General features: G+C 64.9%; 4 protein-coding genes and 1 tRNA gene. 4 read left to right on the plus strand and 1 reads right to left on the minus strand.

Going from position 1 to position 6,766, the window contains the following annotated elements:
• The first annotated feature begins 320 nt into the window (after window positions 1-320).
• Window positions 321-1,448 carry a calcium:cation antiporter gene (locus tag GGR48_RS17710; protein WP_240455956.1) on the plus strand — a complete coding sequence of 376 codons (1,128 nt, stop codon included), beginning with the start codon at window positions 321-323 and terminating at the stop codon, window positions 1,446-1,448.
• 119 nt (window positions 1,449-1,567) lie between these two features.
• On the opposite strand, the gene GGR48_RS17715 is transcribed toward GGR48_RS17710, so the two are convergent.
• A complete protein-coding gene (locus GGR48_RS17715; protein WP_240455955.1) occupies window positions 1,568-3,322 on the minus strand; it encodes a M1 family metallopeptidase in 1,755 nt (584 codons plus the stop codon).
• Between the two features lie 136 nt (window positions 3,323-3,458).
• Here GGR48_RS17715 and lon point away from each other — a divergent pair, with 136 nt between their 5' ends.
• The 3 genes from lon to GGR48_RS17730 all read left to right on the plus strand — a co-directional run bounded on the left by lon (window position 3,459) and on the right by GGR48_RS17730 (window position 6,495).
• Entirely contained in the window at window positions 3,459-5,885 is a 2,427-nt protein-coding gene (lon, locus tag GGR48_RS17720; protein ID WP_183953163.1) for an endopeptidase La, read from the plus strand.
• A 143-nt stretch (window positions 5,886-6,028) separates the two neighbouring features.
• A complete protein-coding gene (locus GGR48_RS17725; RefSeq protein WP_312487854.1) occupies window positions 6,029-6,358 on the plus strand; it encodes an HU family DNA-binding protein in 330 nt (109 codons plus the stop codon).
• A 62-nt stretch (window positions 6,359-6,420) separates the two neighbouring features.
• A tRNA-Val gene (locus GGR48_RS17730) sits at window positions 6,421-6,495 on the plus strand.
• The last annotated feature ends 271 nt before the right edge of the window (window positions 6,496-6,766 follow it).

Genomic DNA, 6,766 nt, shown 5'->3' on the forward strand with positions numbered 1-6,766 from the left:
GCAACCCGCTACGACAAACTCGCCGTCAACTTCCTCTCAGGCGTCGCCATCGCAACCGCGCTCGCATTCTGGCTCTGATTGAGTCTCGACCATAGTTAGCTCGATTACCGTCCGGCTGCCCTCACCCTTCCCACCCGCTAAAGCGGGCGGGCCCCTTCCCTCTCCCGATGGGAGAGGGAGGGAGGCGCGTAGCGCCGGAAGGGTGGCAGTTATTGCCCGGTCGCAACGAATTTGATCGCACTGGGAGCCAACCCGGCGGTTGGCGCATTCGCATATAGAGCGTCACACCCCACCATGCCGAAAAGGAGGCCCGACCAGCCATGAGCGAACCCGACGCCATCGTCACCGCCGGACAGAAGCGGGCGCTGCTCAAGCGGCTGCTAATGCCTTGGTGGACCCTGGTGTTTCCGCTTCTGGGACTGCTCGCTATCGCGGTGTCGCTATACAAGATGGGGGCGGCCGGCACGGTGGTGGCCTCGATCATCCTGTTCGGCTGCGTGTTGTCGGCGGTGCATCAGGCGGAGGTCGTCGCGCACCGGGTCGGCGAGCCGTTCGGCACGCTCGTGCTGGCGGTGGCGGTGACGGTGATCGAGGTGTCGCTGATCGTCAGCCTGATGCTGTCGGACGCGGGCGACGCCTCCAGCCTGGCGCGCGACACGGTGTTCGCGGCGATCATGATCATCCTGAACGGCATCGTCGGCGTCTGCCTGCTGGCGGGCGGCGCGCGGCATGGCGAGCAGCGCTTTTCGCTGCGGGGCGCCAGTTCGTCGCTCAACGTGCTCACCGCGATGGTGGTACTGTCGTTGGTGCTACCCAATTACGTATCGTCCGCGCCGGGGCCGACCTATGCGCCGTCGCAGCTGATCTTCGTCGCGATCGTCAGCGTCATCCTCTACGGCACCTTCGTCATGGTGCAGACGGTCCGCCACCGCGATTACTTCCTGCCCGCCGATGAGGACATGCCCGCCGACGCGCATGCCGAGCCGCCGAGCAATGCGGCCGCCTGGGCGGCGCTGGGCATGTTGCTGGTCGCGCTGGTCGGGGTCGTGCTGCTGGCCAAGGGGCTGTCGGGGATCGTCGAGGCGGCGATCCTGAACGCTGGCCTGCCGCTGGCCATCGTCGGCGTGGTGATCGCGGCACTGGTGCTGGCGCCCGAAAGCCTGGCGGCGTACCGCGCGGCGCGGCGGAACCGGTTGCAGACCAGCCTCAACCTCGCGCTCGGCTCGGCGCTGGCGACGATCGGGCTGACCATTCCGGCGGTGGCGATCGTCTCGCTCATGCTGGGGCTGCCGCTGGCGCTGGGGATCGGCACCAAGCAGATGATCCTGCTGGTGTTGTCGCTGTTTTCGATCACGCTGACGCTGGGCAATGGCCGGACCACCGTATTGGGCGGTGCGGTGCATCTGGTGATCTTTGCGGCCTATCTGTTCGTGACGGTGGTGCCGTGATTCCTGACGGCCGTTCAGCCTGAGCGAAGTCGAAGGCCACGCGGTAACAATGGCCAAGGAGTTTTTGGACAGGGATTCCCTTGGCCTTCGACTTCGCTCAGGCTGAACGGAGGGCGGGCTTACTTCTTGGTTTTCGCCGCCTGTTCCGCCTTCCACGCCTGGAACTGCTCGATCGCGACCGAGCGTTTCAGGATTTTCGACCAGGGATCGACCACGACATGCGCGCCCGCCGGTACGGTCAGCGTGCCGGTGCCGTCCGTCATCGGCAGCATCTCGATGCGGTCGCCGACCTTCACCTCGACCGGTAGGGGAAAGGGGCCGCCGCCCGGCACCTTCCAGCTCAGCGTCAGCCGGTCGCCCTCCCGCGTCTCGACGATCTCGGGCAGCGTCGCCTGGCGGAGATAGACGTCGAAGAACCAGCCATAATCCTTGCCCGTCACCTGCCGGACAAAGCCTTCATATTCCTTGGTCGAGCCGTAGCGCGGGCTGAAATTGCCCGGCTTCGGATCGGTGCGGCCATAGACGGCCAGCCGCGTCACGTCCCAGAACGCCTTGTCCCCGATGAGGTTATGGAGTGTATGCAGCATCCACGACCCCTTCATATAGATGTCGAGGCCGGGGCCGCCCTTGGCCGGCTCATAGACATCCTGCTCGGTCATGCTGCGGTCGTGGACGATGGGGGATTTGTTCGCGATCTGCCCACGCTGCGCATCCATCATCACCGCATAGCGCGCCTCGCCCTCGCGCCAGCGGCCGTAGGAGGGCTGCATATAGCTGCCATAGCCCTCGTGCAGCCAGAAGTCGTCCCAGTCGACATTGGTCAGCTGATTGCCGAACCATTCATGGCTGAATTCATGCTGGAACAGCCAGTCAAAGCCTTCGGGCGCCTTGGCATATTCGTTGCCATAGGCATTGATCGTCTGGTGCTCCATGCCCTTGTGCGGCGTCTCGACGACGCCCAGCTTCTCGTCGCCGAAGGGGAAGGGGCCGATGGTCGATTCGAAGAAATCCAATGTCGGCGCGAACTCGGCGAACAGGGCTTCGGCCTTTTCCTTCTCGCCGGGCAGATACCAGTAGAACATCGCGATCGTATTGCCGAAGCGGCTCTTATAGCTGCCCTCGACCACCTCATAGGGACCGACATTCAGCGCGATGGCATAGGTGTTGGGATGCTTGGTCCGCCAGTTCCAGCGGGTCCGCCCATCGCCGAGCGTATCGACGCCGAGCAGCACGCCGTTGGACGGGGCCTTCAACCCCTTGGGGACCGTGATGTGCAGCGTGACGACGCCCGGTTCGCCCATCGGATAGTCGAGGCAGGGCCAGAACAGGTCGCAGCCATAGCCTTGCGCGGTCGTCGCGAACCATGGGCGGCCATCGGGGGTCTTGGCCCAGACGACGCCGGTATCCCAGGGCGCGCGCACCGCGACATGCGGCGTGCCGCCATAGGTGATCTTCGCGCTGACCTTCTGCCCGGCGCGAAGCGGGCGGGGCAGGGTGACGACCAGCTGGCCTTCGGGATTGGACCATGCGCCGGGCTTCAGCGGCTTGCCGTCGATGGCGATCGCCTCGACCGGCAGATTCCTGTCGAGATCGATGACCAGCCGGCGCAGCGGCGCCTTGGCGGTAAAGTCCAGCACCGCGATGCCGTTCAATTCCTGTGTGTCGGGCAGCACTTCGAACGACAGGTCGGCGCGGTCGAAGCGGACGGCCAGCTGCTCGGGCGGGCGGACGCCGCCCGATACCATGGTCTGCACGGTCAGCGGCGGTTCGCCCTTGGCCGGCAGGGGCTTCGTCCCCTGCGCCGACGTGACGGCGGCGGTCAGCAACAGGGAGGAGGCCAGCAGGCCCGCGACGCAATTCCGTATACGATCCATAGCTCATGGTGTCGCGCAAGCCCACGGCCTTGGCAAGCGGTCCCGGTCGATTGGTCGCAGCGGGAATTGATGGATCGGCAACCCTCCCCATATATAACGATGAAACAGGCCCCGGTCGGGGCCGACCGGAGTTTGCATGAACCAGTCCTATCCCGTCCTTCCGCTGCGTGACATCGTCGTCTTCCCGCACATGATCGTGCCCCTGTTCGTCGGTCGCGACAAATCGGTCGCGGCACTGGAAGCGGCGATGGCGGCGGACAAGGAGATTTTCCTGGTCGCCCAGCTCGATCCCGCCGAAGACGACCCCACGCGCGAGGATCTGTACGAAATCGGCGTCACCGCCACCGTCCTGCAATTGCTGAAGCTGCCCGATGGCACCGTGCGCGTGCTGGTCGAGGGCAAGACGCGCGGCCGCCTGGCCGAGCTGGACGAGTCGGGCGCCTTCCTGACCGCGACGATCGACACGGCGCTGGTCGAGGCGGACGAGGCCGGGGTCGAAGCGCAGGACCATGACATGAAGGCGCAGATCGCCGCGCTGATGCGCTCGGTGGTCGACCAGTTCGAGAATTACGCCAAGCTCAATCGCAAGCTGCCCGCCGAGACGGCGGTCCAGCTCGCCGAGATCGAGGACCCGGCACAGCTGGCGGATTCGGTCGCCGCGAACATCTCGGTCAAGGTCGCCGACAAGCAGGCGCTGCTGGTCGAAACCGATCCGGCCAAGCGGCTGGAAATGGCCTATGCCCTGATGGAGGGCGAACTCGGCGTCCTGCAGGTCGAGAAGAAGATCAAGAGCCGCGTCAAGCGCCAGATGGAGAAGACGCAGCGCGAATATTATCTCAACGAACAGCTGAAAGCGATCCAGCGCGAGCTGGGCAATGAGGGCGAGGACGGCGACGGCGACGAGATCGCCGAGCTGACGAGCAAGATCGCAACGCTCAAGCTATCCAAGGAAGCGCGCACCAAGGCGACCGCCGAGCTGAAGAAGCTGAAGACCATGGCGCCGATGAGTGCCGAGGCGACGGTCGTGCGCAACTATCTGGACGTGCTGCTCGGCCTGCCCTGGGGCAAGAAGTCCAAGGTCAAGAAGGACATCGCGGCGGCGCAGGCGATCCTCGACCAGGATCATTATGCGCTGGAAAAGGTGAAGGACCGGATCGTCGAATATTTGGGTGTCCAGGCGCGCACCAACAAGCTGAAGGGGCCGATCCTGTGCCTCGTCGGCCCGCCGGGCGTCGGCAAGACCTCGCTGGGCCAGTCGATCGCCAAGGCGTGCGGGCGCGAGTTCATCCGCCAGAGCCTGGGCGGCGTGCGCGACGAGGCCGAGATTCGCGGCCACCGCCGGACGTACATCGGCTCGCTGCCGGGCAAAATCGTGACCAACCTGAAAAAGGCTGGCACGTCCAATCCGCTGTTCCTGCTCGACGAGATCGACAAGCTGGGCCAGGATTTCCGCGGCGACCCCGCCTCGGCGCTGCTGGAAGTGCTCGACCCGGAGCAGAACGCCAAGTTCAACGATCACTATCTGGAGATCGACATCGATCTGTCGGACGTGATGTTCGTGTGCACCGCGAACACGCTGAACCTGCCGCAGCCGCTGCTCGACCGGATGGAGATCATCCGTCTGGAGGGCTATACCGAGGATGAGAAGGTCGAGATCGCCGAGCGTCACCTGATCGCCAAGCAGGTCGAGACCCATGGTCTGAAGGACGGCGAGTTCACGCTGACCCAGGAGGGGTTGCGTGCCCTGATCCAGCGCTACACCCGCGAGGCGGGCGTCCGTACGCTGGAGCGGGAGATCGCGCGTCTCGCCCGCAAGGCGCTGCGCCAGATTTTGGAGGGCAAGGCGACGTCGGTGACGATCACGCCGGAGAACCTGCATGAGTTCGCCGGTGTCCAGAAGTATCGCCACGGCCTGTCCGAGCAGGAGGATCAGATCGGCGCGGTCACGGGCCTCGCGTGGACCGAGGTGGGTGGCGAGTTGCTGACCATCGAATCGGTGACGGTGCCCGGCAAGGGCCAGGTGAAGACCACCGGCAAGCTGGGTGACGTGATGAAGGAATCGGTGCAGGCCGCCTTCAGCTTCGTCCAGGCGCGCAGCCCCAGCTTCGGGATCAAGCCGTCGCTGTTCCACCGCAAGGACATCCATATCCACCTGCCCGAGGGCGCGGTGCCCAAGGATGGTCCGTCGGCGGGCATCGGCCTGGTCACCTCGATCGTGTCGACTCTGACCGGCATCGCGGTGCGCAAGGATGTGGCGATGACCGGCGAGGTCACGCTGCGCGGTCGCGTGCTGCCGATCGGTGGCTTGAAGGAAAAGCTGCTCGCGGCGCTGCGTGGCGGGATCACCACCGTGCTCATTCCGCAGGAGAATGAGAAGGATTTGGCGGACATCCCCGCCAACATCCTGAACGGGCTGAAGATCGTGCCGGTCGCGCATGTCGACGAGGTGCTGCGACTGGCGCTGGTCGAGCCGCTGGAGGCGATCGACTGGACCGACGCGGACGAGCTGGCGGCGCTGCCGCCCGCGCCGATCCCGCCGGTCGGGGGCGAGCGTCACCACTGATCGTCGCGTTTCGAGGGCCGCCGGTCACGGATCGGCGGCCCGTGTCATCGCCATGACATGCGCTTCTGTATACGGAATCGTTCGCTTTGCATAACGACGGGGTTTGACACGACGCTCAGCCACGTCATTATCGGTCCTTTCATATCGGGGGCGGCACCGAGTCCGTTCCTTTTATCGTCGACATCATAGGGGGTTATGGAATGAACAAGCAGGAGCTGATCGCCACCGTTGCCGACTCCTCGGGTCTCGTGCGCGGTGATGCGGTCAAGGCGGTCGACGCGGTGTTCGAGGCGATCACCGCCGCGCTGAAGAAGGGTGATGAAGTCCGTCTGGTCGGGTTCGGCACCTTCTCGGTCTCCAAGCGCAAGGCCTCGACCGGGCGCAACCCCCGCACCGGCGAGCCGATGACGATCAAGGCGTCGTCGCAGCCCAAGTTCAAGCCGGGCAAGCTTCTGAAGGACTCGGTCAACTAATTCGGCGTTTTGGGGCTGGACAGGCGGCGCGGTGCCGCCTAAAGGCCCGTCTCCCGGTTACCGGGCGCGTAGCTCAGCGGTAGAGCACACCCTTCACACGGGTGGGGTCACAGGTTCAATCCCTGTCGCGCCCACCATGCAAATGGTAATGGCCGCCTGGTCGCTTCCCGATGGAAGTGGATCGGGCGGCCATTTTGCTTTTGGGGGTGGGGCGCTGCGATGACGGCGGCTGTTGGCGGGCCAAGCCGCGAGCGTGAGGCGTGCACTTCGACTTCGCTCAGTGTGAACGGATGGTGGGGTGCTTTGGCGGGCGGGGGGAGTGTCAGGAATTTCGTGTGCGGGCGGGCATAACGGGAAAGAAGGAGACCCGATATGTCCCGACGCAAAGAGCCTGCGATACCAAACGAG

This window comes from Sphingomonas pseudosanguinis, assembly GCF_014196255.1.
Taxonomy (GTDB): Bacteria; Pseudomonadota; Alphaproteobacteria; order Sphingomonadales; family Sphingomonadaceae; genus Sphingomonas; species Sphingomonas pseudosanguinis.